Source organism: Burkholderia sp. AU6039, assembly GCF_002223365.1.
GTDB lineage: Bacteria > Pseudomonadota > Gammaproteobacteria > Burkholderiales > Burkholderiaceae > Burkholderia.
Genome location: NZ_NKFK01000050.1, coordinates 1 through 24434, shown reverse-complemented (window position 1 = coordinate 24434; position 24434 = coordinate 1). Strand labels below are relative to the sequence as shown.

22 protein-coding genes and 8 pseudogenes are annotated in these 24434 nt (G+C 61.4%); 14 read left to right on the top strand and 16 right to left on the bottom strand.

Annotated elements, in window-relative coordinates; translation table 11 throughout:
* Nucleotides 1-272: transposase (locus CFB39_RS39045; protein ID WP_144030420.1), on the top strand; the 272-nt coding region annotated here is incomplete at its 5' end.
* A gap of 90 nt (nt 273-362) precedes the next feature.
* Here the strand turns inward: CFB39_RS39045 and CFB39_RS39040 are convergent.
* The 3 genes and pseudogenes from CFB39_RS39040 to CFB39_RS39030 form a co-directional block, all read right to left on the bottom strand.
* A complete protein-coding gene (locus CFB39_RS39040; RefSeq protein WP_089477032.1) occupies nt 363-1913 on the bottom strand; it encodes a SulP family inorganic anion transporter in 1551 nt (516 codons plus the stop codon).
* Nucleotides 1914-1947: 34 nt separating this feature from the next.
* Entirely contained in the window at nt 1948-2589 is a 642-nt protein-coding gene (locus CFB39_RS39035) for a carbonic anhydrase (RefSeq protein ID WP_089477031.1), read from the bottom strand.
* Between the two features lie 280 nt (nt 2590-2869).
* Nucleotides 2870-3079: pseudogene (locus CFB39_RS39030) on the bottom strand (transposase); the annotation flags it as partial.
* A gap of 91 nt (nt 3080-3170) precedes the next feature.
* On the opposite strand from CFB39_RS39030, the gene CFB39_RS40560 reads away from it, so the two are divergent.
* From CFB39_RS40560 to CFB39_RS40555, 6 genes and pseudogenes are all read left to right on the top strand, one after another.
* Nucleotides 3171-3500 (top strand): hypothetical protein, encoded by a 330-nt coding sequence (locus CFB39_RS40560; RefSeq protein ID WP_089477030.1) that lies wholly within the window; start codon nt 3171-3173, stop codon nt 3498-3500.
* A gap of 33 nt (nt 3501-3533) precedes the next feature.
* A complete protein-coding gene (locus CFB39_RS39020) occupies nt 3534-3941 on the top strand; it encodes a transposase (protein ID WP_089477029.1) in 408 nt (135 codons plus the stop codon).
* Nucleotides 3938-4285, top strand: coding sequence for an IS66 family insertion sequence element accessory protein TnpB (gene tnpB / locus CFB39_RS39015; protein ID WP_089477028.1), 348 nt, complete (start codon nt 3938-3940; stop codon nt 4283-4285). The genes CFB39_RS39020 and tnpB overlap by 4 nt, the downstream gene beginning before the upstream one ends.
* A gap of 78 nt (nt 4286-4363) precedes the next feature.
* Nucleotides 4364-5879: pseudogene (locus tag CFB39_RS39010) on the top strand (IS66 family transposase).
* A 7-nt stretch (nt 5880-5886) separates the two neighbouring features.
* A pseudogene (locus CFB39_RS39005) lies at nt 5887-6515 on the top strand (plasmid pRiA4b ORF-3 family protein).
* A 77-nt stretch (nt 6516-6592) separates the two neighbouring features.
* A complete protein-coding gene (locus CFB39_RS40555; RefSeq protein ID WP_179257826.1) occupies nt 6593-6967 on the top strand; it encodes a hypothetical protein in 375 nt (124 codons plus the stop codon).
* Nucleotides 6968-7144: 177 nt separating this feature from the next.
* On the opposite strand, the gene CFB39_RS41130 is transcribed toward CFB39_RS40555, so the two are convergent.
* The 8 genes and pseudogenes from CFB39_RS41130 to CFB39_RS38975 form a co-directional block, all read right to left on the bottom strand.
* Entirely contained in the window at nt 7145-8875 is a 1731-nt protein-coding gene (locus CFB39_RS41130) for a TAL effector repeat-containing protein (protein ID WP_089477027.1), read from the bottom strand.
* 77 nt (nt 8876-8952) lie between these two features.
* Nucleotides 8953-10986 (bottom strand): hypothetical protein, encoded by a 2034-nt coding sequence (locus CFB39_RS41125; RefSeq protein WP_144030417.1) that lies wholly within the window; start codon nt 10984-10986, stop codon nt 8953-8955.
* Nucleotides 10987-11099: 113 nt separating this feature from the next.
* Nucleotides 11100-11441: pseudogene (locus CFB39_RS38990) on the bottom strand (integrase core domain-containing protein); the annotation flags it as partial.
* Between the two features lie 204 nt (nt 11442-11645).
* On the bottom strand, nt 11646-12431 hold the full coding sequence (locus tag CFB39_RS38985) for a response regulator transcription factor (RefSeq protein ID WP_244115930.1): 786 nt from the start codon (nt 12429-12431) through the stop codon (nt 11646-11648).
* A gap of 366 nt (nt 12432-12797) precedes the next feature.
* Nucleotides 12798-13352, bottom strand: a complete 555-nt coding sequence (locus CFB39_RS40550; protein ID WP_179257825.1) for a DUF3455 domain-containing protein — start codon at nt 13350-13352, stop codon at nt 12798-12800.
* A gap of 160 nt (nt 13353-13512) precedes the next feature.
* Complete coding sequence (locus CFB39_RS40545; protein WP_179257824.1) at nt 13513-13773, bottom strand: hypothetical protein; 261 nt, start codon at nt 13771-13773, stop codon at nt 13513-13515.
* A 15-nt stretch (nt 13774-13788) separates the two neighbouring features.
* On the bottom strand, nt 13789-13962 hold the full coding sequence (locus tag CFB39_RS40540) for a hypothetical protein (protein ID WP_179257823.1): 174 nt from the start codon (nt 13960-13962) through the stop codon (nt 13789-13791).
* A 408-nt stretch (nt 13963-14370) separates the two neighbouring features.
* Nucleotides 14371-15921 (bottom strand): FAD-dependent monooxygenase, encoded by a 1551-nt coding sequence (locus tag CFB39_RS38975; protein WP_089477024.1) that lies wholly within the window; start codon nt 15919-15921, stop codon nt 14371-14373.
* 66 nt (nt 15922-15987) lie between these two features.
* Between CFB39_RS38975 and CFB39_RS38970 the strand changes: the two genes are divergently transcribed.
* Nucleotides 15988-16632, top strand: coding sequence for a TetR/AcrR family transcriptional regulator C-terminal domain-containing protein (locus CFB39_RS38970; protein ID WP_089477023.1), 645 nt, complete (start codon nt 15988-15990; stop codon nt 16630-16632).
* A gap of 48 nt (nt 16633-16680) precedes the next feature.
* On the opposite strand, the pseudogene CFB39_RS38965 reads toward CFB39_RS38970, so the two are convergent.
* A pseudogene (locus CFB39_RS38965) lies at nt 16681-17352 on the bottom strand (IS3 family transposase); the annotation flags it as partial.
* A gap of 112 nt (nt 17353-17464) precedes the next feature.
* Nucleotides 17465-18205, bottom strand: coding sequence for a papain-like cysteine protease family protein (locus CFB39_RS38960; protein ID WP_089477022.1), 741 nt, complete (start codon nt 18203-18205; stop codon nt 17465-17467).
* 207 nt (nt 18206-18412) lie between these two features.
* On the opposite strand from CFB39_RS38960, the gene CFB39_RS38955 reads away from it, so the two are divergent.
* The 5 genes from CFB39_RS38955 (at nt 18413) to CFB39_RS38940 (ending at nt 21374) form a co-directional block, all read left to right on the top strand.
* A protein-coding gene (locus CFB39_RS38955; protein WP_256991575.1) for an IS5 family transposase occupies nt 18413-19230 on the top strand; the annotation gives its coding sequence in 2 pieces (ribosomal slippage) (nt 18413-18761 and nt 18761-19230; 819 coding nt in all).
* The gene (locus CFB39_RS38950; RefSeq protein ID WP_256991576.1) at nt 19182-19565 is read left to right on the top strand and encodes a hypothetical protein; all 384 of its coding nucleotides are present in this window, start codon (nt 19182-19184) and stop codon (nt 19563-19565) included. Before CFB39_RS38955 ends, CFB39_RS38950 begins: the two co-directional genes overlap by 49 nt.
* 48 nt (nt 19566-19613) lie before the next feature.
* Nucleotides 19614-19781 (top strand): hypothetical protein, encoded by a 168-nt coding sequence (locus CFB39_RS40535; RefSeq protein ID WP_179257822.1) that lies wholly within the window; start codon nt 19614-19616, stop codon nt 19779-19781.
* Between the two features lie 200 nt (nt 19782-19981).
* The gene (locus tag CFB39_RS38945) at nt 19982-20644 is read left to right on the top strand and encodes a hypothetical protein (protein ID WP_089477021.1); all 663 of its coding nucleotides are present in this window, start codon (nt 19982-19984) and stop codon (nt 20642-20644) included.
* The gene (locus tag CFB39_RS38940) at nt 20628-21374 is read left to right on the top strand and encodes a Fic family protein (protein WP_089477020.1); all 747 of its coding nucleotides are present in this window, start codon (nt 20628-20630) and stop codon (nt 21372-21374) included. The genes CFB39_RS38945 and CFB39_RS38940 overlap by 17 nt, the downstream gene beginning before the upstream one ends.
* A gap of 44 nt (nt 21375-21418) precedes the next feature.
* Here CFB39_RS38940 and CFB39_RS38935 read toward each other — a convergent pair.
* The 3 pseudogenes from CFB39_RS38935 to CFB39_RS38925 all read right to left on the bottom strand — a co-directional run.
* Nucleotides 21419-21813: pseudogene (locus CFB39_RS38935) on the bottom strand (IS3 family transposase); the annotation flags it as partial.
* 274 nt (nt 21814-22087) lie between these two features.
* Nucleotides 22088-22381: pseudogene (locus tag CFB39_RS38930) on the bottom strand (transposase); the annotation flags it as partial.
* A 23-nt stretch (nt 22382-22404) separates the two neighbouring features.
* Nucleotides 22405-22689, bottom strand: a pseudogene (locus tag CFB39_RS38925) (IS3 family transposase); the annotation flags it as partial.
* Nucleotides 22690-22733: 44 nt separating this feature from the next.
* Here CFB39_RS38925 and CFB39_RS38920 point away from each other — a divergent pair.
* On the top strand, nt 22734-24131 hold the full coding sequence (locus tag CFB39_RS38920; protein WP_373452777.1) for an IS30 family transposase: 1398 nt from the start codon (nt 22734-22736) through the stop codon (nt 24129-24131).
* Nucleotides 24132-24434: the final 303 nt, after the last annotated feature.

Genomic DNA, 24434 nt, shown 5'->3' with positions numbered 1-24434 from the left:
TCTACGCCGATCGCGGTTACGACTCCGAGCGACATCGACGCGCGTTGCGCGATCGCGGTATCGAGCCGGTGATCGCCAAGCGCCGTACCGAACATGGCAGCGGCCTTGGCAAATATCGCTGGGTCGTTGAACGCACGCATGCCTGGCTGCATCACTTCCGTCGCCTCCGTATTCGTTTCGAGCGCCGTGCTGATATTCGTGGCGCGTTCCTCAAACTCGGCTGCTGCTTGATCTGCTGGAACACCTTGCAGCGGACTCAGCAGTCTTTATGAAACCGTCTCTAAGATCTACTCGTCCCACCCGCCTTATCGCGACACTGCCTGGTTATCAGCGCCCTTCGAGCCACCCTTTGGTTTTCGAATTTACTCCGCAGCAGCGCCGCGTAGCAGCCAGCGGCGCGTGGCCGGGCGGGGCGCCGGGCTGCGGCGCCGGAACTCGACGGCGATGCCACGTCGCGGCGCATCGGCGACGAACGCGTCGAGCAGTTCGAGCACGTCGTGATCGATGTAATCGGCGCGTGTCGCGTCGATGATCACCGCGGCCCGGTCGGGAATGTGCCGCAGGTGATGCTTGACCTGCACCTTGCCGAGAAACGACACGTCCTTGCGGAACGACAGCAGGAAGTGGTCGTCGTGCTGCGCGAGCGTCACGGGGCTCTTCAGGTTCGCGACGGCGACAGCCAGCACGCTGCACGCGAGGCCGAGCGCGATGCCGAACAGCAGGTCGACCGCGAGCACGCCGGCGATCGTCGCGGCGAACGGCACGAAGGCGGCCGGCCCCTGCTTCATCACCGAGCGGAACAGCGCCGGTTTCGCCAGCTTGAAGCCGGTATGGATCAGGATCGCGGCCAAGCTCGCGAGCGGAATCAGGTTGATCAGGCCGGTGAGCGCGAACACGCTCGCGAGCAGCAGCACCCCGTGCACGATCGCCGACATCCGGCTTTGCGCGCCCGCGTTGACGTTCACCGAACTGCGCACGATCACCGACGTGATCGGCAGCCCGCCGACCGCGCCCGCGACGAGATTGCCGACGCCCTGGGCCTTGAGTTCGCGGTCGGGCTGCGTCGGCCGGCGCTTCGGGTCGATCTGCTCGACGGCTTCGAGGCTCAGCAGCGTCTCGAGGCTCGCGACGACCGCGAGCGTGATCGCGACGCGCCACACGTCCGGATTGACGAGCTGCGCGAAGTTCGGGCCGAGTTCCGCATGCTTGAGCGACGCCGCAAAGGCCGCGAACGAGCCGAGTTCGGGCAGCGTCACGCGATGGGCGGCGCCCGGCGCGACCGACGGTGCGACGATGCTCAGCACGAGCGTGGCGCCGATACCCAGCACGACGACCGCAAGCGGAGCCGGCACCGAGCGCACCAGCGCGAAGCGGCGCAGCGCGGACGTGTCCCACGCGATCAGCAGCGCGAGCGACGCAAGCGCGATGGCCGTGGCGGCCCACGCGACCGGCAGGCCGGGCCAGTTCGCAAACGATTGCGCGGCCGAACCGCCGATACCGAACGCGAACGGAATCTGCTTCACGATCAGCAGCAGGCCGATCGCGGCGAGCATGCCCTTGATGACGGGTGACGGAACGTAGGCGGCGAAGCGGCCGGCGCGCAGCATGCCGAACCCGAACTGCAGGACGCCGGACAGCAGCACCGCGAGCAGGAACGCGGAGAAGCTGCCGAGTTGCGCGATACCTTCGACGACGATCACGACGAGGCCGGCGGCCGGCCCGCTGACGGACAGCGACGAACCGCTCAGCAGCGCGACGACGATGCCGCCGACGATGCCGGATACGAGCCCGGCAAACGGTTCGACGCCGGATGCGTTGGCGATGCCGAGACACAGCGGCAGCGCGACGAGGAACACGACGACGCCGGCGACGATGTCGCGCGGCAGGGTGGACAGGCGCTGGTTCAGTTTCATGGTCGGGATGATTTCATTGGCTTTTGGGGGCAGGTCAGCCGAGCGCGCAGGCCGTCGCGGCCTGCGCGGGTTCGACGTCGACGGGCGGGGTGGTGTAGCCGGAATCGAGTTCCTTCAGGCGGCCGTCCGCGAGCGAAAAGATCCAGCCGTGCACGAGCGGCGGCCGTTCACGGCCCCGCACGATCGGGGACGCGCGCAGCAGCCGCACCTGCTCGAGCACGTTGAGCTCGGCGAGGCGGTCGGCGGCGGCCGTGTCGTCGAGCACGTCCAGCGTGTCACGATGGCGTCGCGCGAGCGCGCACAGCGGCGCGATGCGGCGCGCGACGTGCGGCAGGTCGGACGGCGGCGGGAGCAGCGATGCGCGTACGCCGCCGCATCCGTAGTGCCCGCACACGATCACATGGTCGACCTGCAGCACGCGCACCGCGTACTCGAGCACGCTGGCGGAATTGTCGTCGTCGGGATGGAACAGGTTCGCGATGTTGCGATGGACGAACAGTTCGCCGGGCGCGCAGTGCGTGATGGTTTCGGCCGGCACGCGGCTGTCGGCGCAGCCGATCCACAGCACGCGCGGGTTCTGGCCGCGCGCGAGCGCGTCGAAGAAACCGGGCGTGTGTTCACGCGTTTCGCGGGCCCAGGCGATGTTGGCAACCAGCATGCTCTTGGGGCGGTTCATGAATACTTCCATTGTATAACGGTGGGAATTGGAGGAATATATATTTATATATTCCATTAGCATAATGTTAAATTGGATTGCATGGATTAATTGGAATTAAAGTTACTATAATTCGTATTTATAATATTATGCAATGATTGTATTTATTTCGTAAACGCGATGAAATATCCAAGAAAGCGAAGCGAGCGCTTGCTTGACTCGCGGCCCGATCTGACGATCCGAGTGATGCAAATTGGGGTACCCTCAAGAGACGAATTTTTGCGTACGCTAAGAGACGGTTTCAAAAAGACTGGTCGGGCCGCCGAAGGGTATTCCAGCAGATTAAGCAGCAACCGAGTTTGAGGAACGCGCCGTGAATGTCAGCACGGCGCTCGAAACGAATACGGAGACGACGGAAGTGATGCAGCCAGGCGTGCGTGCGCTCGACGACCCAGCGATATTTGCCAAGGCCGCTGCCATGTTCGGTACGGCGCTTGGCGATCACCGGCTCTGCGTGGTTCAGTTGAGGGTTACACGCACGGCGTCGACTGGAGTGGCGATGGTCGATAATGGCAGCCCTTTTTTTCGGTCGTGGTGCATGCATGAGTCGATCCGCTGGCGCGGCAGCGAATCTTCCTGGGAGTGATGAGCGCAAGAAACTGGCCGTTCAGGCGTTGGCGGGCTTGGAGCCCATAAGCGAACTGTCTGCGCGGCTCGGGGTGAGTCGCAAGTTCGTCTACGCGCAAAAGGACAAGGCGAGCGAGGCGCTCGATGACGCGTTCTGTTCAGCCGTAGCCGATGACGAGGTGCTGTTCCAGTTGCCGGTTACCCGGACCTGGCTGCGCCAGGTGATGGTCGGGCTACCGCTGATCTGCCGCAGTTCGTATCGCGGCGTGGGTAAGCGTGTCCCCGGCACCGTCTCGACGATGTGAAAGGAAGTTGCCAAAGTAGTCCCCACCAAAGTAGTGGGGACCAAAGTGGCAACGGATACGCCGAAGAGAACTTCACGTAAAGGCATCCCGAATCACCCGATCGAATTTCGACGGCATCTGGCCAAGCTGGCCTGCGAGCCGGATATATCGGTGGCGCGTCTGGCGATGGAGCATGGGGTGAATCCGAACCTGGTGTTCAAATGGCGTCGAGCATTGCGTGCTGGCGTATACGATCCGGTGGATTTGGTGCCCGTGACCGTGGAGGCACCGGCGCAAGAGATCGAGCAACCGGCCCCGGCGCCGGTCGCCAGTGCCGCTCCGGCGGGCACCATCGAGATCAGCGTAGGCAACACCCGAGTGCGCATCGAAGGCTCGCCGCATGAAGCCACGCTGTTGCTGGTGCTCCGTATGTTGCGCGGCACGTCGGGACCGACAGCATGATCGGACTACCCAGCCACACGAAGATCTGGCTGGCCGCCGGCGTGACCGACATGCGCTCGGGCTTCAATAGCTTGGCTGCGAAGGTCCAGACCGTGCTGGAGCGAGATCCGTTCAGCGGCCACGTGTTCGTGCGCCGCGGCAAGCGTGGCGATCTGGTCAAAGTGTTGTGGTGGAGCGGCGACGGCATGTGTCTGCTGACGAAACGCCTAGAGCGCGGTCGGTTCGTGTGGCCACGTGCCGATGGTGGCGTGGTGTGCTTGAGCCAGGCGCAACTGTCGATGCTGCTCGAAGGTATCGACTCGCGGCAACCAGTCCGCACGACGGAGCCGACATCGGCGTTGTAAACCTGTCGGCCGCCGCGTAGACTGCCGGCATGACCACGGCAAAACGCCTATCCGGACGACGTCGAAGCGCTCAAGGCCATGCTGCTTGAGCGCGATGCACGCATTGGGCATCTGGAAGACGTGGTCGAATCGCACAAGGCGGCGAACGCCACCGCCAAGGCCGAGATCGAGCATCTGAAGCTGCTGATCGCGAAACTGCGCCGCATGCAGTTCGGCCGGAGCTCCGAGAAGCTCGACCGTCAGATCGAGCAGCTCGAGTTGCGACTGGAATAGCTCGAGGCCGACGAAGGCGCCGCCCCCATCGAGATTCCGAAGACGCCGCGTACCGCACCGGAACAAGGGCCGCGCAAACCGCTCCCCGAGCATCTGCCACGCGAGATCCTGACGTACTGGCCGGAATCGGGCGAAACCTGCGCGGCGTGCGGCGGCCCCATGAAGCAACTCGGCGAGGACGTCTCCGAGCAGCTGGAATATGTACCGGCCAGCTTCCGCGTGATCCGCCACGTGCGCCCGAAACTGGCATGCACGTGCTGCGATCACATCGCACAAGCTGCAGCGCCGAGCCGCCCCATCGAGCGCGGCCTGGCTGGTCAGGGCTTGCTGGCCCATGTGCTGGTCTCGAAGTTCGCGGACCATCTGCCGCTGTACCGCCAGTCGGGCGATCTATGCGCGCGAGGGTGTCGATCTGGATCGCTCGCTGCTTGCGAAATGGGTGGGTCATGGTGCGAGCCTGATGCAACCGCTGGTCGACGCCTTACGGCGGCACGTCATGACAGCCACCAAGCTGCATGCTGACGATACGCCTGTGCCGGTGCTCGCGCCGGGCAATGGCAGGACGAAAACCGGACGGCTGTGGGTCTACGTGCGCGACGACCGGTACTCAGCCGACATGACGCCGCCGGCCGTTTGGTTTGCCTATACGGCCGACCGCAAGGGCATCCATCCGCAGCAGCATCTCGAATCGTTCAGCGGCACGCTGCAGGCCGATGCCTATGGCGGATATCAGGCGATTTACGAAACCGGGCGGGGAGCCGAAGCAGCCTGCTGGGCACATGCTCGGCGACAGTTCTATGAACTGTATGCCGCGCGGCCGAATGCCTTGAACACCGAGGCGCTGGAGCGTATCGGCGCGTTGTACAAGATCGAGGAAGCGATCCGGGGCAAGCCGCCCGATGAGCGACAGGCGTACCGGCAAACACATAGCAGGCCCTTGCTCGATCAGCTCCATGCGTGGCTGACTACCACGCTGGAAACGCTCTCGCGCAAATCCGACACGAGTCGGGCGATTCTCTATGCGCTGAACCGGTGGGAAGCGCTTACGCGCTACTGTGACGACGGGCATCTGGAAATCGATAACCTGCCAGTTGAGCGCGCGTTGCGCGGGGTGGCGATCGGGCGCCGGAACTACCTGTTCGCCGGTGCGGACTCAGGTGGCGAGCGTGCGGCGGCAATCTACAGTCTGATCGGTACGGCCAAGCTCAACGGCCTCGATCCCGAGGCGTATCTGCGCGCCGTACTCACGCACATCGCGGACCATCCGAGCAACCGGGTCGAAGACCTGCTGCCATGGAACATGACCACCCTGGCATCGTAAGGCGATAATGCCGCTGGCTTCCCGTTCACCCGGAGATCAGACGGCGAAATCGTTCCAGCGCTTTACCCTGCACGTGCAGCTTCAACACATCGAGCCGCCCATCTGGCGCAGGATCGAGGTTGAAGGAACCGAGTCGCTGCGCAAACTGCACCATATCCTGCAAGCGGCCTTCGGTTGGGAGGACACCCACCTGCCGACTTCCTGATCGATGGTATGACCTATGCCATGTTCGGGGTCGATGACGTGCTGGACTTCGCTGATCCGGGCACGACCGCCGATGACCGCAAGGTTCGACTGCAGAAGGTACTGCAACCTGGCTCGCGCTTCCTCTATCGGTATGACTTCGGAGACGGTTGGGATCACGCCGTCGTCGTTGAGAAAACGGAAACCATTGAGCGCGAGCCGTGGGGCGCGGCCCAGGTCATTGATGGGGCGCGCACGTGCCCGCCAGAGGATGTGGGCGGCCCGCATGGTTACGAAGCGTTCCTGAACGCGCTATGCAACGATCCAAATAGCGAAGAAGCTGACCATTACCGAAACTGGGTCGGCCCCGGCTTCGACGCCGAACTGTTCGATTTGCGTGCTGCCAATGCCACGCTGCTACGCATGGCTTCCAATCGTTGGGGAAACCGGTAACTCACGCCGTCAATACGGTATCGGCTCCACGCTTACATCCAATCTACTCATTGCCTAATGATGGCAGAAACTACGGTGTGGCCATAACAGGGATTATCGATGGTGACGGCCAGACACTGCCGATTCGGCTCTCGACGAACGCAAACTACGAAAAACCAGTGATAAGGGAAGGGTCAAACGCACGACCGCCTGCCCAGGAACTGATGCTGACGATCATAATTTTGGGGCTCGTGCCGGGGCTGTCCTACAATCAGTATCGCTATGACAGCTTCCAGTCGGTTCCTAATGCTGCTTTCAACGCTGCAGCCGACAATGCGGACAAGAAATGGGAAATCAAAATCGAATCGGGATCAACCTTTTCCATGAAGGAACAAATCAAGTCAAATCAGATCGTTGTCTACCGTGCCGTTCCGAAGACAGCACCGCAATCTAACGTTCCGTCCCAAAGGTAATTTGGCATGGCCGAGACATTTTCTGAAGGATGGAATCGGCGGTTGTCGTTACTCAAACTCGGTTGTTGCCTGATCTGCTGGAGTATCCTTCGGCGCGCCGAGCAACCTTTTTGAAACCGTCTCTTACGTATGTCAAAGGCGTCGTTGATGCTCGGGGTATCAAGGTCCGACGTGGGGTTATGCCAGGCCGGCCAGCCGGCGTAACGCACCGGCAGCCCCCCGGTACTGCGTGGCTGCAGTCATGACGTCCGCCTTTGTTTTTCCACTGAGCGTAGACCAATGGTCTATCAGCGCCTGCAGCGCCCGCGCGCCTCCGTTGTTGCTGGCGATCTTCACGATGTCGGCGGCACTGAATCCGGCCTGGGTGAGCGCCGCACGATGCGTGATGACCCCTTGCAGCGCCTGCGCGCCTCCGATGTTGCTGGCGATCCTCACGATGTCGGTGGCACTGAAGCCGGCCTGGGTGAGCGTCGCACGATGCGTGATGACCGCCTGCAGCGCTTGCGCGCCTCCGATGTTGCCGGCGATCTTCACGATGTCGGCGGCACTGAAGCCGGCTTGGGTGAGCGCCGCACGATGCGAGATCACCGCCTGCAGCGCTTGCGCGCCTCCTCCGTTGCCACCGATCTTCACGATGTCGGTGGCACTGAAGCCGGCCTGGATGAGCGCCGCACGATGCGTGATGAACGCCTGCAGCGCTTGCGCGCCTCCGATTTTGCCGGCGATCTTCACGATGTCGGCGGCACTGAAGCCGGCTTGGGTGAGCGCCGCACGATGCGTGATGACCGCCTGCAGCGCCTGCGCGCCTCCATCATACGCGGCGATCTTCACGATGTCGGCGGCACTGAAGCCGGCCTGGATGAGTGCCGCACGACGCGAGATGACCGCCTGCAGCGCTTGCGCGCCTCCGATGTTGCTGGCGATCTTCACGATGTCGGTGGCACTGAAGCCGGCCTGGATGAGCGCCGCACGATGCGAGATGACCGCCTGCAGCGCTTGCGCGCCTCCGATCTTGCCGGCGATCTTCACGATGTCTGCGGCACTGAAGCCGGCCTGGGTGAGCGCCGCACGATGCGTGATGACCGCCTGCAGCGCCTGCGCGCCTCCCCCGTTGCCGGCGATCTTCACGATGTCGGCACGCTGCAGATCAGCGGCCGTCAGGTCGGCATGATGGTCCGCGATATAGCGCAGCGTCAGCTGCCCACCATGCTTGCCTTCAATCTTTGTCCACTCCGCACGGCTCAGACCAAGCGGATTGGCGGCTGCCGTGCCAGCCTGCAGTACAAAAACAGATGATCCGATGGGATAGGGGGCAGACCTGTTGGTATGACGAGTGCTGCTGGAGCGTACAACGCCACTGTGTGAAGAAGCACTTTGTGAAGGGATGGAACGCACGGAGGCGGCGTTCGAGGATCGCAGGGAAAGACCCACTGAAAGCGCCTGGCTGTCCACTGATGCGCCAGAGGGCAAAGGCGGCCCAGAGAAATCCTGAGGATTTATCCGTCGAACCGCTGCGCGTACCAAGTCCTGAGCCTGGAATTGTGAAGCCAGCCGACTCACGGTCGAAGATGTGTCTGATTGTAGTGCGTAGTGCGTTTGCGCCGAACCTTCAGGCCAGGAAGCAACACCACGAGGTGCGAGACCAGCCAGTGCCGGCTGCATCGTTCCAGGGGAAACCAGGCGGTCCCGAAAGGCGCCGATGTCGCGCTCCGAGTATGCACCTGGATCAGCCGGTGCAGCCCTTCTAGCCCAGCTTGACTGCGTCAGGCCGTATGCACGAAGCTCCATCTGGCCTGCAGTTGAACGCCGATGATTGACCTCGCGGGCAATGCTTGCGTTGTCACCGAAGTTCTCATTGATGAGATCGTGGGCAACGGTTGCGGCGAAGGGGGAAAGTGCTCGCGTCATTTCCAACTCCAAAGGGCAGTTACTACGGTATGTCAAAGGCGCCGTTGATGCTCGGGGTATCAAGGTCCGACGCGGGGTTATGCCATGCCGGCCAGCCGGCGTAACGCACCGGCAGCCCCGCGGCGCTGCGTGGCTGCAGTCATGACGTCCGCCTTTGTTTTTCCACTGAGCGTAGACCAATGGTCTATCAGCGCCTGCAGCGCCTGCGCGCCTCCGTTGTTACTGGCGATCTTCACGATGTCGGCGGCACTGAAGCCGGCCTGGGTGAGCGCTGCACGATGCGAGATGACCGCCTGCAGCGCTTGCGCACCTCCGCTGTTGCTGGCGATCTTCACGATGTCGGCGGCACTGAAGCCGGCCTGGGTGAGCGCTGCACGATGCGAGATGACCGCCTGCAGCGCTTGCGCACCTCCGCTGTTGCCGGCGATCTTCACGATGTCGGCGGCACTGAAGCCGGCCTGGGTGAGCGCCGCACGATGCGTGATGACCGCCTGCAGCGCTTGCGCGCCTCCGTTGTTGCCGGCGATCTTCACGATGTCGGCGGCACTGAAGCCGGCCTGGGCGAGCGCCGCACGATGCGTGATGACCGCCTGCAGCGCCTGCGCACCTCCGTTGTTGCTGGCGATCTTTACGATGTCGGCGGCACTGAAGCCGGCCTGGATGAGCGCCGCGCGATGCGTGATGACCGCCTGCAGCGCTTGCGCGCCTCCGTTGTTGCCGGCGATCTTCACGATGTCGGTGGCACTGAAGCCGGCCTGGATGAGCGCCGCACGATGCGTGAAGATCGCCTGCAGCGCTTGCGCGCCTCCGATATTGCCGGCGATCTTCACGATGTCGGCGGCACTGAAGCCGGCCTGGGTGAGCGCCGCACGATGCGTGACGACCGCCTGCAGCGCCTGCATGCCGCCATCATGCGCGGCGATCTTCACGATGTCGGTGGCACTGAAGCCGGCCTGGATGAGTGCCGCACGACGCGAGATGACCGCCTGCAGCGCTTGCGCGCCTCCGTTGTTGCTGGCGATCTTCACGATGTCGGCGGCACTGAAGCCGGCCTGGGTGAGCGCCGCACGATGCGTGATGACCGCCTGCAGCGCCTGCGCGCCTCCGTTATTGCCGGCGATCTTCACGATGTCGGCGGCACTGAAGCCGGCCTGGGTGAGCGCCGCACGATGCGTGATGACCGCCTGCAGCGCCTGCGCGCCTCCCCCGTTGCCGGCGATCTTCACGATGTCGGCACGCTGCAGATCAGCGGCCGTCAGGTCGGCATGATGGTCCGCGATATAGTGCAGCGTCAGCTGCCCACCATGCTTGCCTTCAATCTTTGTCCACTCCGCACGGCTCAGACCAAGCGGATTGGCGGCTGCCGTGCCAGCCTGCAGTACAAAAACAGATGATCCGATGGGATAGGGGGCAGACCTGTTGGTATGACGAGTGCTGCTGGAGCGTACAACGCCACTGTGTGAAGAAGCACTTTGTGAAGGGATGGAACGCACGGAGGCGGCGTTCGAGGATCGCAGGGAAAGACCCACTGAAAGCGCCTGGCTGTCCACTGATGCGCCAGAGGGCAAAGGCGGCCCAGAGAAATCCTGAGGATTTATCCGTCGAACCGCTGCGCGTACCAAGTCCTGAGCCTGGAATTGTGAAGCCAGCCGACTCACGGTCGAAGATGTGTCTGATTGTAGTGCGTAGTGCGTTTGCGCCGAACCTTCAGGCCAGGAAGCAACACCACGAGGTGCGAGACCAGCCAGTGCCGGCTGCATCGTTCCAGGGGAAACCAGGCGGTCCCGAAAGGCGCCGATGTCGCGCTCCGAGTATGCACCTGGATCAGCCGGTGCAGCCCTTCTAGCCCAGCTTGACTGCGTCAGGCCGTATGCACGAAGCTCCATCTGGCCTGCAGTTGAACGCCGATGATTGACCTCGCGGGCAATGCTTGCGTTGTCACCGAAGTTCTCATTGATGAGATCGTGGGCAACGGTTGCGGCGAAGGGGGAAAGTGCTCGCGTCATTTCCAACTCCAAAGGGCAGTTACTATTCAAGAGGTCGCGGGTTTTTGCGTAGACTTCATCGGCGTTCGGTTGTAGAGCGGTGATGGTGCAGGAAGTGGTAGGCATGGCGAGATATGCTCGCGAAATGGCGGTGTGATGCGCGAAGTAATGGGTTCAAAGCACAACAGCAGGCATCGAAATTTATTTCCCTAGGCGAACATACGCTCTAAGTGTAGTGGTCAACTAATCCCGGACACTGCGTTAAGTTTTTCTTCCGCAACCGCCGGCGCCAGACCGTCATTGAACTGATGCGGCCGTATCCAGTTGTACCGGTGCATCAGGTAGTGGCTGATGTCCCGGTGTACCTCCTGCGCCGACATGTAGCCCACTGACGGTAGCCATTCGGTCTTGAAGCTGCGGAACAGCCTCTCCATCGGGGAGTTATCCCAACAATTTCCTCGACGGCTCATGCTCTGCTGTATCCGATAGCACCAGAGGCGCTGACGGAAATTCCGGCTTGCATATTGGGTGGATTGATCCGAGTGAAACAGCAAGCCTTGCGGTCGACCACGTTGCTCATAGTGTGCACACGCAGATGAAGCGCATGGGTATCGAGCCGTTGTACTGCGAGCCGAAAACGAGCCGACGCAATTCGCAGCACAAGATCTGGCCGTATCTGCTGCATGGACTGAAAATCGAACGGGCCAATCAGGCGTGGGCACTCGGAACAACGTACATTCCGACGGCGCGCGGAGAGGTGTTGCACGCGGCTCCGCCATCGCTGGTCAGCAGCTTGGATTGTCCGGCTGCGGGCGCGCGGAGCAGCGGCGCCTAGCCGGCTCGACAACTTGTTTCATCACACGCGCGACGACCCTCTCGATCCGGTAGCCGTGCGCGTACATCGTTCGCAGGACGATGCCGCACGCGCCGTCGAGCAGCAACTTCTTGCGCAGCTTGTAGATGTGCTGCTCGAGCGTGCGTCCGACAATTTCCTCAGAACTGCCCCACACGGTCGCGGCGATCGCGCGTCGCGTCACGTAGTTTCCCTGTTGCGAGAACAGCACCCACGCAATCGCAAATTCGCGGGTGGTCAGACGCACCACCTTGCCATTCATTTCCACGCTGCTGTTGCGGCGACTCAACCGGTAGATACCCATGCCGATTTCGTCGTCGGTCGGTTGCGGCTTGCCTGGCTCCGCGCGACCGCCGGTGAAGCGATGCACTGCGAGTAGGAATCGCAGGCGCAGTTCGCGCGGGTCGACCGGTTTCAGCACGATATCGTCGGCGCCTGCGCTCAACGCGGCGATCGCCCGGTCGTGCGAGAAAAATTCGCCGATTGCGATCAGCGGTGCGCGCCGATCGCCGTAACATGCACGTCGGGCCAGCACCGGGTGGGACGCCTCCATGCCCGCAGATGCGTCGAACACGATCGCGCTGAATTCTTCCCGATGCAGTGCACGTGCCAGATCGACGTCCTCGCTATAGCGTGTGCAGGTGACGCCATCGTCGACCAGACAGTTTTGAATCAGATGAAATAACGCCGAATCGTGCGTATAGATTGCCAGTTTCAATGGGCGCCTCGCGAAGACATTGCTCTCTTCTACTTGATCGCTCGGGAGGACGCGACGGCGTCCGTCCCAGTTCACGAAAGGTAGGAGGAGGCCATCGCCAGATCCGTAACAATTTGTTAAATGACGGCCATGGCGACGCGAGGCGAGAGGATGTGATGCGTATCAAAAAAAATAATAGACACAATTTGCTTATATTGAGCGATGTTGAGCGATGTTAGTGAATTTCTCGCGCCAACTATTAATCGCTCAATTGCTCGCATGAAGAGCAAAGCGTCTGATAAGTCATTTGCACGAGCCTTGTGGTGTAAGGGCTCGCGCGAAATCTTTCAATTTGTAAAGACGCAACTGACTATGATTGAGTATTTGTCAGTTGTTTGGAACCGGTACCGTACCATTCGCAGCGCTAATGGGTGCATGCCACGGTGTCGGCATTACGCCATCCCGACCCGTTTGCATCGGCGCATTCGATGCTACGCTGGCGAGCGCGCTGTAAATCAGGTACGTCGCGCCATAGGGTGCCAGTAGCGTGCTGTCTTCGCGATCGCACAGCGGGTCCGACGGTAGACCGCCGCAAGTGTCGACTTGCTGGATCATCGACGTGTGGGCAAAACGCCCTGCGCGCAACGTGTTGCCCGGCCGGTGACGCGCGACGAAGAGCGTCCAGACCGGCGTGCCGGCCGTGACCTGAGCGACCGCATCGGTGCGCACGACGACGTAGCTGCTGTCGTAGTCCGTGAAGTAGCCGCCCGGTGCGACCGTACCGACGCTCTGCCGCTGCGGGTCAACCAGCGTCGCGAGATCGCCTTCGCGGGTCCACAAGCGCACCGCACCATCGCGACGGCATTCGTAAGCGGTCTGGCCGTGCGCGGTCAGCACCTGATCGAGGTGCTGCGCCGGACCGGCCCGCAGCGTTGCTGGCAAGTCATCATCGGTCGGCGGGACATGGGAAGACGCGCATGTCGCGAGGGCAGCCAGTATCAGCACTGACGCCAGGTATGGACGGAAGGTGTCGCGCGCGATGCGCGGGACACGATGAAGTCGGGGGAGGGGCTTGAGGTCATTCGGATCGTGCTGGCTCGAATCAGGCGGCTTGCACGCGGTTCGAACTCTGCGCTTCCGCCACACGGGCGTGTGCGTCAGCGCTCCGGTAGCCCATGTGCTGATCCTCACTGGCGGCGGCAAGGAAGCGGTCGACAATCGCGATTGCGGTTGGGTGGCTGATTGCAAGCACCGCGCGGGCGCAACGCTGCCATTCGATATCGCCGTGCATGTACAGGCGCCAGCTCTGCAACGCCCAGACAATCGGCCCACCGTCACCGCGTTCGTCGATCGGTCGTAGCACCTGCGACGCGGCTCACTAGTTCGACGATCCGATCTCGAGCCGCGCTTCGCAGATGTCGCCGCTCGTGCCGTGCGGGTGCAGTACCCGCAGCGCCGGCAGCATGTCCTCGGGCTCGGCACGCGAACCGCAACGCACGCCCCAAGAAAACATCGTCAGCAGGATATTCGACACGACGTGTGGGTTCGACATGAGATTTGCTCCGAAGACGTAGTAGGCGTCGCGACCGGATTCGGCGGACGAACAGGGCGTGTCAATGCACCGACGGCCGAGTCATGACAGCATTGAGATTGTCGGCGATGCGATGTGCGCGGCTGCCGGTGTGTGCGAAACGCTGACTGGGCCGGCGAATCTTGCGCGGCAATGAACGGCGTGCGCCGCGCGTCTCGATGTGCCGGCGGCCACGCAACGTGTACGTCGGTACGTCATTGCGAGCTGGCATGCACGTCGTAGGGAGTCCGGCCCATTCGGTTCGCATGATGCGGCTTTGCATCGTTCGTTCGCATGGTGTATGCATGCGTGCTCATAGTCTGCCGCGATGGTTGTGTTCGCGACGATCGTGGTGAAGTGGCTGCATGAAAGCCTACTTCCGCGTGACCGTCAATCCAGCGACGGTTCGTCCGAGCGGCGCAGCACGAACCCGTCGGGGCGGACCAGCACGTGGCCGTCGTCGGGTAGCGCGGTCAACGCGTGCCAGCCGGCCGCCGCTTCGACGAAGTCGAAATCCCTGGCGGCGACACGGACGGCTGGCGTCGCGCGATTCAGGCTCGAGCGGCTCGAAGGCGCGGCCGACGCGTTCGGGCCAGCGAGCAGTACATAGCCGCTGCCGAACAGGTCGAGCGTCGATAACTGCCTGCCACCGCAGCGGATCCACGCATGCGGGAAGCGCGTGCCGGTTTGCGCGCGCAGTTGCCCAACGGATTCGGGTAGCGCGTCGCGGGCCGGTGCGCCGACATCGGGATAGCGATGGCGCAGCAGCAGGTCACCGGTGTCGAGCAGCCCGGCGAAGACATCCCGGTTGGCGTCGGTCTCGATGCCGAAGCGCGCGTCGAAGTCGGTGCGCAACAGCGCCTGATGCCCGTTGCGCACCGCCAGCGGCCGTCGCTCGATCTCATAGCTGTCGAGGAGTGCCACATCCGCGTCGCCGCGCAGCGTCGCGGCGAGCTTCCATGCGAGATTGTGCGCGTCCGCGATGCCGGTGGTCGCGTTGAATCCGCCCCAGGGCGGCATCACGTGCGCGGCGTCGCCGCACAGGAACACGCGGCTCGACCGGTAGCGAGTCGCCACGCGCACGCCCGTGTTCCACGCGCCGCGGCTCTGAATGTCGATATCGACGTGGTCCAGCCCGAGCGCGGCGCGTACGAGGCCGGGCAGCGTGTGGTCGGCCGGTGGGCCTTGTGCCGGGTCGTACTCGAGATGGAAGGACCACTTGTCCGCGTTGTCCATCGCGAGGAACAGGCCGCGCACAGTCGCGTTCGCGATTTCGCACTGGCTGAACGTGCGGCCCTGCACGATCTCGCCAAGATCCGCATGAAAGAAGATATTGACGAAGTGCTGCGGCGCTGGCGTATCGGCCGTGTTGATGCCGAGTTGCCGGCGCACGAAGCTGCCGCCGCCGTCGGCGCCGACGAGCCATGCGGCTTCGATCTCCGTTTTCTGCCCGCCCGGGCCGCGCACGGTCGCGAGGAGGGCGTCGCCCGTCGCGACGAACGACACGAGTTCGTGCCCGAAGCGGACGTCGGCACCGCGCGCTTCGACGTGCCGGCGCAGCACGGGCTCGATCAGCGTCTGCGGGCAGGCGATGAAGCTCGATGGCGATGGCGCGATCGCGGCCATCTTCGATCGCATGGCGGCGATGTCGACGACCGGCTGCGCGTCGACCAGCGTGCGCCCGCGGCGCGCGCCGCCGAACGCGCCCTGCCGCCACGCGCCGGCCGCCGCATCCTTGACCGCCTCCTCCACGCCGGCCTGACGGAACAGTTCCATCGTCCGGAGGTGGATGCCGCGTGCGCGCGGCAGCGGCGATACGCCCGCGTTCTTCTCGACGAGGATGAACGGAACGTCGAGACGCTGCAGGAACAGCGCGGCGGACAGGCCGACCAGCCCGCCGCCGGCAATCAGGACCGGCGTCGTGGTAACAGGGGTAGGCATTGGGCACACCTTCGCGTAAAATTTATCATCGATAAGTTTATCTATCATCGATAGAGAAAATCAAGCATGGCGAAGATACGACGTGACGAAATCGCGGATGCAGCGCTCGAACTGCTCGACGAACAGGGACTCGATGCGCTGACGACGCGGCGTCTCGCGCAGCGGCTCGGTGTCGAGTCGGCGGCACTTTACTGGCATTACCGCGACAAGTCGGTGCTGCTTTCGGAAATGGCGGCCGTCGCGCTGGTGCGGCATCACACGCTCGGCGTGCCGGCCGACACCGCGCAGTGGGACGTCTGGTTTGCGGACAACGCGCGCAGCTTCCGCCGCGCATTGCTTGCGCATCGGGACGGCGCGCGGCTGCATGCGGGCTCGACGCCGGACCCGGATGCTGTCGATCGGATCAGGCCGAAAATCGCGTATCTGGTGCGCGCCGGCCTGACCGAGCAGGAGGCCGGGATGGCGATGCTGGTCGCCGGCCAGTTCACGATCGGCTGCGTGCTGGAGCATCAGGCCGCGCACGGAGGCGGGGCCGACGAGTCGGCGCGCTTGGATGTAGCCGACGGCCGGCAAGGGATGAGTGGGATGTCGATGGTGCCGATCGATTCCGGCATGGCGTTCGAATTCGGGCTCGGGCTGATCGTCGATGGTCTGCGGCAGCGGGTGGGGAGGGTGACATGCCCCCAGCAAACAGGGCCGGCAGGAAGTTAGCAAAGGGAGGTATTTGAACGGTCCCGGTTTTCAGTGCCAAAGGCAATGTTAGTCTTCGGCGTTCTGTTGGTCCGTCAGTTGGGCCTGCAGACCCAACTGACGGACGTATTCGGCAGGCGGCACTTCACCGAGAGCCCTGTGAGGCCGACTCTCGTTGTATTCGACCCGCCATCGCTCAATCTGCTCCCTGGCGTCGGCCAGCGATGTGAACCAGTGCACGTTCAGGCATTCATCGCGTAGCGTGCCGTTGAACGACTCCACGAATGCGTTATCCGTTGGCTTGCCGGGCCGGCTGAAGGCAATCTCGACCTTGTGATGGTAAGCCCACAGGTCCATCACCTGACTCGTAAATTCCGAGCCGTTGTCACAAAACAGCGTGCGGGGCGCTCCGCGTTTGCCCCTCAATTCTTCCAGTGCACGCACGACATCTGAAGCGCTCAGTCGTTGGCCAACATCGATGGCTAGTGCTTCGCGCGTAAAGACATCGATGATGGTCAGCGCGCGGAGCCTCTGGCCGTTCGAAAGCTGGTCGGCGACGAAGTCCAAACTCCACGCCTGATTTGCCGCCGTCGACTTTGCACGTGCCGGACGGCTCATCTGTGCACGTCGTTTGCGATTTGGTCTGTAGCGCAGCGACAGCCCTTCCTCACGATACAAACGGTACAGCCGATTCTTGCTGACCTGATAGCCCTCCCGTAGCAGCACGCGTATCTTGCGGTGACGACAGGGACTTTGCTAGAAGCCCATTGGCCCTATTGATGGAGGCAGGTCAGATTCACCACTTTTTTCCGCCTACATCAGATTTACGTCGGTACGAATTTCCCGATGCGGATCAGGATGAAGCCAACGCAACAGCCGCATACGAGTCGACATTATCCGAACCCGGGGTCTTAAAAATCTTGTAGAGGTAACTCATCGGTTTCCACTGGACTCCTCCCGTCCAGGAAGGGTCGTGAATAGCCACCTGCTGCGTCGCAGGATCGATTCCGCTTAACACAACTGTGTGGCCTTGACGTAGCGGATCGAATTTTCCGTTCAGAATGATTGGGCCATGAGCGGCGAGAACCGTGGCCAACGAACTGGTGTCATTCAGATCCAGCTTGTCGCCGACCGCGACAAGGCCGTTATCCGCCATGATCTTTCCACCGATTTCACTACCGAACGCAAGCTTGCGGCCGATGAGGGGAAAGTCTCGATGCTGTTGCACGTTTTCGCCGATGGGTTTGGTCTTCTCTCCAGCTTTCCACGACAGCAGCATTTGAATCGACGCATACCAGCAATCAGTCATCTTGGACTGGGTTTTCAGCGGCACATCCAGAGCTATGCGAGGAGTATCGTGAGAGGACGCGAGGCTGGGTTCACCCGGAAGCGCTACGCGCAGCCTATGCCCGGCTGCTACCGGGCGATTGGAGCGATCTTCGCGGTCGGCCAACGCGCCAAGCACACCGAATTGCCGCTCGGCCACGCTCGGCGGAGTTCTCTGGCTGGATTCAGCAGCAGTTGGGGCTGACGTGGTCTCGATGGTATTGGCAGCGGCCTGAGAGTATATCGCACTTGGCGAAGAAGAGTTCATAGAGATACTCCGAACAAAGCAGAAACGAGTATCGAACGCAGATTGATGAGGCGATTGCTTTCGTGCGAAATGGTGACCACATTTACGAAATACTGCATTGGTCTGACCTCCTCGGCCTTCGAGAGTGTTTCAAAAAGAGCGTTAGCCCTCTGTTAACACGAACGCAAAGCTGTTAACCTCGACCGTTGTGACATGCGGAGCGAGGAGATGGCCAGGCCGATCATCGACGACGAATTGTGGGCATTGATCGAACCACTTTTGCCACCAGCAAAGCCGAGGCGCTTCCGGTACCCGGGGCGCAAGCCCGTAGCCGATCCGGCTGCGCTGACCGGAATACTTTTCGTATTCAAGAGCGGCATTCGCTGGAACGAACTACCTGCCGAGATGGGTTGCGGATCGGGCATCAGTTGCTGGCGCCGCCTGCGCGACTGGCAACAGGCCGGCGTCTGGGATCGGCTCCACGAGATCCTGCTCGCGAAGCTGCGTGCCGCCGATCGGATCGACTTTTCTCGTGTCGTCATCGATTCCACTTCTGTTCGAGCAGTTGGGGCGGGCGAAAAACTGGACCGAACCCCACCGATCGTGCGCGACCCGGTTCCAAACATCACGTCGCCACTGACGCCAACGGCACGCCGCTCGCGATCATCCTGACAGGCGCGAACCGCAACGACATCACGCAACTGCTGCCACTGGTCGACGCTATCCCACCGGTTCGCGGTTTGCGTGGTCGCCCCCTGTGTAAGCCTGGCCGGATCTACGCCGATCGGGCTTACGACCACGACAAATATCGCCGGCCGTTGCAGGCTGCCGGGATTCCCACATCGATTGCCCGACGCGGTGAACCTCACGGCAGCGGTCTTGGCCAAGTACGTTGGGTCGTCGAACGCACCAATGCCTGGCTGCACGGATTCCGCCGTCTTCGTACGCGATTTGAACGTCGTGCCGACATCCATGAAGGGCTCCTCAAACTCGCCTGTTGCCTGATCTGCTGGCGAATGCTTCAGCGCCCAGACGACTCTTTTTGAAACACTCTCTTAGTGCCATTGCGCTGGTGTCATCGCCAGGCGCTTCGTTGTCCATACCGTTGTTCTACTGCCGGACCAAAGGCGAGGTCGAACGGGACATCGAGGGCATCGGATTTGAGTCTGTCACAATCGCGCGTCCTGGCATGATTGGCGGGAAGCGTGAGGAATTCCGTCTCGCGGAGCGCATTGTGATGCCCATCGCCTTGGCACTTCATCCGCTTTTGCTGCGAGCCTTACGGGTGAATCGTATCGAAAATATCGCGAAAGTACTGGTCGAGTCGGTTCTCGAACCGCAACCCGGAGTGCGCATGGTGACATCAAGGGATTTGGCCTGAGGGTGAGCGACGTGGAGTATTGGGGCTGGCGCGGCTGTGGTCAGGGAAATGACGCTGTTTGGTGTCGATTTCGCCACCATTGAAACCTGCGCGCGCTCGGTGCCGGCCATCCCCGATGAACTGCCGATGTGGACTTCAGGTCATTGGTCGACAAGGGACGTTGTAAATGGCAAATCCGGCGATCAAACTTGCCGGCCGATTGAGCACCGACAGTGACCCGCTGTCATTTTCGGAAGCAGCTCCTAACGGCGATCACATGCGCGGGCGATTGCATGCCAATGTTTGATCGCGAGTGGCTGTGCTGCGCAGTGTGCCGCCTGACCGGCAGGATGTGTTTCAGCAAGTCATTGAATATAATGATATTTGCTTGCTTTTCTAAGTTAAGGTGGTACAATCTTCCGTATGAGGATTCTGCCATGAAACTCGAAGATCGCATGCGTTTGTCCATCCGGCGCCGCACCGGGCAGGTGATGCTGCGCGCTGAACTGGCGGGGCTGGGGAGTGCCTCGCAGGTTTCGTGTGCTCTCAAGGCTCTGCAGTGCGATGGTGAGCTGATTCGTCTGGGCTCGGGCGTTTACGCCAAAGCCCGGCGCGACCCTGAAACTGGCGAAGTGCGACCGCTGGCTGATGTCGAGACGCTGGCGCGCGAGGTGGCAGGCAAGCTGAAGTTCGCCGTGGACCCGAAGATCGTGGTTTCGCCCGGTCATGCCTTGGTACTTGATACAGGCAACCGGCGCGTTTCACGCAAGCTGGCCGTGTGCGGTCACGACGTGACATACGTCAATGACCGCACACGGCCGATAGAAACGCGTAACGGCGCTCGCCTGGATATCCCTACGAGGGGAGTTGCGAAGTTCGTCCACTCGCTCGCTCGCAAGTACCGGGTGCGCTACACCCGTACTCAGACAGACCAGTGGGCCGAGACGGTCACGCGTCTGGCCGGCGATGAAGTGCGCTCCGGTCCGGTGCAGGATCTGCTGATCGCACTTAAGCGTGCTGGCAAGCTTTCCACGGACGATATGACTGCGCTGCTGGTCAATTATTTGAGAGAGAGCAGGCAAGGTGTTCGATCCGTTTAGGGACTTTGCTCAGGCCGGCTACCTCCGTAACCGGTACGGGGAGAAGGACCCGGGGATCGTTCAGGAGCTTGAACACCAGCTATTCCGCGCCGGTCTGGACGAGGCTATTGCCTATCTGGCAGGACGTCGCATCATCAGCTACCCAGATTTCCTGGAGGTTCATCGCATCCTCTTCCATGCGTTCTATCCATGGGCAGGGCAGGACCGGGCCACGACTGCCCCCGACATCGCTGTGACCAAGGCTGGCACGTGGTTCAGCCATCCGTTTGATGCTCGCCGCGCTGTGCAGGAGGGATTGCGGATTGGCCACGGCAAGCAGCGGCTGCGTCAGCGACCAGGCGAAGTCATGGGGTTGTTTGCCTACGGCCATCCCTTCCTTGACGGCAACGGGCGAACGATGCTGGTAGTCCACAGCGAGTTGTGTCACCGTGCCGGTTTTTGTATCGAATGGCACCGAACGCGCAAGACTGACTATCTGGCCGCGCTGAGTGATGAGATTGCTTCGCCAGGCCGGGGGATTCTGGACGCTTACCTGCTGCAATTTGTTGGTGATGCCCGGGAGCGTCGTCTGTGGGGCGGGGTGATCGGTTCGCTCCCGGGGCTGGACGGGCAGGGCCGGGAAGATATCATCGCGGGTGAGTATGGTGACGCCGACGTGTCGCAGCAGTATAGGGAGTTCGCACGGCGTCGGGGCTATCAGATCGGCCCCGATGCGGGCGAACACGAATGACGCCATTCCGCAGTTGACCCTGCCTTGTTTCCACGTACGGCAGGTCATGCAGCGATCAACGCGGACTCGTAGCCGACAGGGGCAAGAAAGCCAATCGAGGTGTGCAGGAGCCGTCGATTGTAGTAGCCCTCAATCCAGTCGACGATATCCAGACGAGGTCGCGCTCGCGTTTCGTAGCAGACCTGATAGATTCTCTCAACTTTCAGGGCCTTGAAGAAGCTTTCCATCGGGGCACTGTCCCACGCATTGGCACGACCGCTCATGGAGATCGTTGCCTTGAATCCGGCACCCAGCTTCCTGTGTGCCCGGCTTGCATACTGCGACCTCCTGTCTGAATGTAACAGCGGTCCCGGTGCCGGTTTGCGTTGCCAGCACGCGCTGCGCAGACCAGGACAGCGTCGATGCGTTCAGATATTGACCAGCCTGCGTATTTCGGCGAACGTGATCAGCGATTTCGGTTGAACGTGATCGGTGGTTCCGATTGATGGTGACCGGCTGTTTCGGCCGAAGATGATCGCTGATCACCGGTTTCCGAAACGTGCGATCATCTTGCCGAAACGGGTGATCACGTTCCCGGAATGAGTGATCAGTGGCTAATAAGCGTGGCAATCAAGGTGCTTTGGTCATGCATTGCGTGATTCGGAGCGAATTACGAGTACGTGAGGATACCAGTCAATGGTGCCGGACGTGACGAACACTCGTAAGAGGCCAGTTCAAAAAGACTGCTCGATCCGCCTGAAGATGTTCCAACAGACAAGCGAGCACCCGAGTTTGAGAAATGCTTCGTGAATTTCAGCACGTCGCTCGAAGCGGATGCGTAGACGTCGAAAATTGTGGAGCCAGGAGTGCGTGCGTTCGACCACCCAACGATACTTGCCGAGTCCGCTGCCGTGTTCGGCTCGGCGCTTGGCAATCACCGGCTCGATACCGCGATTTCGCAATGCTCGCCGATGTCGCTCAGAGTCGTAGCCACGATCTGCATAGACCACGCGAGGCCGTTGAATTGGACCGGCCAGAGTTTCATCGACACTCACGAGCCGTTTAACGCGTAGCGCCGCTCAAACTCAATCGGTGAAAGATCGCCGGCGGAACCATGCCGACGAACCGGGTTATAAAACATTTCGATGTAATCGAACAGGTCCGAGGTCGCCGTCGCCCGACTCGGATAGATGCGCCGCTTGATTCGCTCCTTTTTTAGGGCGCTGAAGAAGCTCTCGGCCACGGCATTGTCGTGGCAATCACCGCGCCGACTCATGCTTGGCACCATATGGTGCGCCTTCAGGAATGACTGCCAGTCATCGCTCGTGAATTGGGTGGATTCAACTGGTCGTCGCAACACCTTAATCCAGGAGGTGTTTCATGGGTCGTCCATCGAAGTGGATACAACAGTTGACGAGGCGAGGAGCGATGCGCTCGCCAGGTGCACCATCGCTTCGGCACGAGGTTGAGCGCCAGTTTTGGGAGCAGGTTGCGACCGGAATCACAAGCGAGAAGGCTGCTGCGGCAGTTGGCGTGTCCCAGGCGGCAGGGACACGCTGGTTTCGCGAGCGTGGCGGTATGCCGTTGTTCATGGCAAGTCCAATATCCGGCAGGTACTTATCGTTTGCTGAGCGTGAAGAGATAGGATTACTCTCAGCCGAAGGCGCCGGCGTACGTGAGATCGCTCGCCGTATTGGCCGCAGCGCGTCAACGGTCTCGCGAGAGCTCAAGCGTAATGCTGCAACTCGTAGTGGCCGCCTCGATTATCGTGCATCAGTTGCGCAGTGGAAGGCGGAATTGTTTGCCAGGCGACCGAAACCAGCAAAGCTTGCGACAAACCCGAGGCTGCACCGCTATGTGCAAGAGCGCCTGGAAGGCCAGGTTCACGACGCTAAAGGACGTAAGGTCGCAGGGCCTAGTCAAGCGGCGTTCATCGGGCGGAATAAACCAGAACGCAGTGATCGCAAATGGGTCAATGGCTGGTCGCCGGAACAGATTGCCAATCGATTAAAAGTCGACTTTCCAGATGACGAAACCATGCGCATCTCTCACGAAGCCATCTATCAGGCGCTTTACATTCAAGGGCGTGGTGCGCTCAAGCGCGAACTGGTGACCTATCTGCGCACCGGACGAGCACTGAGAGTGCCAAGGGCCAGGGCGCAAGCCAAGGCGTGGGCGCATGTCAGCGAAGACGTGATGATCTCCGAACGTCCAGCGGAAGCTCAAGACCGTGCTGTACCGGGACATTGGGAAGGTGATCTGATCATCGGCTTGAACCGGTCTGCGATCGGAACGCTGGTCGAGCGATCAAGCCGATTCACCATGCTCATCCATCTGCCTCGCGAGGAAGGCTACGGGTTGATTCCCAGGACGAAAAACGGTCCCGCGCTGGCCGGCTATGGGGCTGTCACGATGGCCAATGCACTCAAGAAAACCGTGACGAGCATGCCTGCCCAGTTGTGGCGATCATTGACTTGGGATCGGGGAAAGGAACTGTCCGACCATGCTCGCTTCACAATTGAGTCTGGTGTGAAGGTCTTCTTCGCCGACCCGAACAGCCCATGGCAACGTGGCACGAACGAAAACACGAATGGCCTTCTACGACAATACTTTCCAAAGGGCACGGATCTGTCCCGGTGGAGCGCTCGAGAGATTCAAGCCGTTGCTAATACGTTGAACACCAGGCCCCGAAAAACACTCGGCTGGAAAACGCCTGCTGAAGCTCTGGACGAATATCTCAGGTCTGTTCAACAATCTAGTGTTGCGACGACCGGTTGAATCCACCTTGACTGCCCTGGTCGGAATGCACCATGACACCGGGTCGCGGTAAGGCGCTTTCCAAGCTTCAAGTAGAGCTTGACTGCTCGGATGCGTTCTTCGTATGAGTACATGGACTAGCTCCCGAATAGTCCAAGAATTCCGCCGCACCCCCGAAGCGGACATTACAACTTAGCTGACCTGCTCCCCGCGTTTAGTACGGTGACGGTGTAGAGTCCGTTCCAGAGAGGAACGGCAATGAAAAAGCGATTCACCGAAGAACAGATCATCGGCATCTTGAAGGAAGCCGAGGCTGGCCTGAAG